Origin of the sequence: uncultured Campylobacter sp. (genome assembly GCF_938045595.1) — a bacterium.
GTDB lineage: Bacteria > Campylobacterota > Campylobacteria > Campylobacterales > Campylobacteraceae > Campylobacter_B.
The window spans coordinates 1-2,221 of the sequence record NZ_CALIBB010000061.1; the positions used below are offsets into that span (position 1 = coordinate 1).

General features: G+C 39.7%; 2 protein-coding genes. Both read left to right on the forward strand.

Annotated features, from left to right (window positions below):
• Positions 1 to 88 precede the first annotated feature (88 nt).
• A complete protein-coding gene (locus Q0340_RS02405; protein ID WP_298082014.1) occupies positions 89 to 802 on the forward strand; it encodes a LexA family transcriptional regulator in 714 nt (237 codons plus the stop codon).
• A gap of 23 nt (positions 803 to 825) precedes the next feature.
• Positions 826 to 1,899 (forward strand): type I restriction endonuclease, encoded by a 1,074-nt coding sequence (locus Q0340_RS02410; protein ID WP_298082015.1) that lies wholly within the window; start codon positions 826 to 828, stop codon positions 1,897 to 1,899.
• Positions 1,900 to 2,221: the final 322 nt, after the last annotated feature.

The following is a 2,221-nucleotide window of genomic DNA, read 5'->3' on the forward strand; positions in this document are numbered from 1 at the left end:
AAAATCTTAACCTTTTTATAGGTATTATCTTTTCTAAGTATATTTTGAATTATAGCATAAAATATTATGCTTTGTCAAGGATAAGCATATGAATTTAGGCTTAAAAATTAAAAACTTAAGAGAAGAGCGTGGATTAACTCAACTAGAATTGGCAAATTTGAGCGGAATATCAAGAGCAAGTATTCAACTATACGAAGCAGATAAGGTTGAAATTCCAGTTAAAAAATTATCAAACATTTCAAGGGTTTTGGATGTTGATGCCGATTTTTTCATAAAGGACAAAAGTTCGTTAGTAGTTCGTAAGTCCGATGAAAATTTAGTTCGTAAGTCGTTCGTAAGTGATAAAAATACTGTCGTTTCTCGCCATAACCTTAAAGAAGCCGAGACGGATCAAATTTTTATCCGCAAGCTTAGCTCATCCGTAGGCGCCGGCGAGAGCGTCGATATAAACGGCATTGAGATCTACGATACCGATGTATTGGTACCTTTTTCTCGGATGCTTTTTAAGGTATGCCCCAAAAATACGAGTATGATTCGCTGCATGCGGGTAGAGGGCTACTCTATGGTGCCGATGCTTTATCCGGATAGTTGGGTGATTGCGGACGTCACGGCAAAATTTGAAGGCGATGGGCTATATATCGTCAACTACTGCGACCATTTTATGGTGAAGCTGCTACAAAAAAGCCCCGACGGCGTACTGCACATCAAAAGCGTTAATAAAGAATACGATAGCTACGAGATAGGACCAGATAGCGATTTGCAAGTATATATCGTCGGCAAGGTCCTACGTTGCGTAATATGAAATCGATATAAAAGGATAAATTTATGGATTTATATGAGGATTTACAGCGCCTGGGTGCTCGAATATCGAGCATCAAGGACTCCGTACAAACCGAAGAAGCCACGAAGCACTCGTTTGTGATGCCGTTTTTTCAAATTTTAGGCTACGATATATTCGACCCTAACGTCATAGTGCCCGAATTCACCGCCGATGTGGGCATCAAAAAGGGCGAAAAAGTAGATTACGCCATAATGTATGAAGGCAAACCGCTCATCATAGTAGAAGTTAAAAAGCATACCGAGGTTTTAAATAAGCACTCAAGCCAGCTATATCGATATTTTGGCGTTACTAACGCTAAATTTGCACTGCTAACAAATGGCATAGAATACCGATTTTATTCCGATATTAACAAGGAAAATAGGCTTGACGACAATCCGTTTCTTATTGTAAACCTTGACGAGCTCAACAAGCGCGACGTAAAAGCTCTTGAGCGCTTTACGAAAAGCGATTTAAATATCAGCTCGATACTGGAGATGGCGAATAAGCAGCGCCGAATACTTGAGATAAAAAAGATATTTGAGGAAGAAACCGCTAAACCTAGCGATGATTTGGCTAGAATGTTTGCCTGCAGAATACTTCCACAAGGAACGCGCATAACCGGAAGTGTGCTAGAGGACTTTAAGAGCTATACAAAAACTGCTCTGAGTGAGATAGTGACCGATCTAGCCTCAAAAAAGATAAATTCCGTACGTGCGGGCTTAACGGCAAATATCACGGACGAGGATGACGAAAGTAGTAATGATGAAGCTAAGATCGTAACTACGCAAGATGAGCTGCAAGGCTTTTTTATCATCAAATCAATACTAGGCGAATATGTGGAGCTTGATAAAATTTATGCAAGAGATACTCAAAGCTATTTTGGAGTACTCTTCGATGATAATAACCGCAAATGGATAGCTAGATTGCACTTTAATACGGCGAAGAAATACATTGGCATTCACGAAATAGAGAAACAAGAGACTAGATATCCGCTCGAAAAGCTCGAAGATATTTATAAATTTAGAGATAATCTTATCGCCACGCTCAAAAGAGTGCAGGGCGCAGAGAGCGCGGAATGATAAAATGCTTTTAATGCCCATTTAAACGGGTGTTAAAAGCTGTGTAAAATTTCGTAAGGTTTTTGTCAAAAAATTTAAATCAAATTTTACCACTTTGATTTTGAATAAATTTGCTCTCAATACCTATCTTTAGGCGACCAGCTCAAATTTTTTCTCACTTTGACTTCTGACAAAACTTTACAAATTTTATCGTATGTAAAGAAGCTCTGGGGCGAGGTCGCGCTGTTTGCCGTTAGCCTAGGGGCATGGCTCGGCCTGCTAAGCTTTCGCGACGAAAAGCTTAGCGACTGCCTCTTCGTCTCGCCGATACTTGATATGAAAT

What these genes read in the sequence shown, in the direction of transcription:
- Q0340_RS02410 (WP_298082015.1), top strand. Translation starts at nt 826, where the DNA reads ATGGATTTATATGAGGATTTACAGCGCCTGGGTGCTCGAATATCGAGC.
- Q0340_RS02405 (WP_298082014.1), top strand. Translation starts at nt 89, where the DNA reads ATGAATTTAGGCTTAAAAATTAAAAACTTAAGAGAAGAGCGTGGATTA.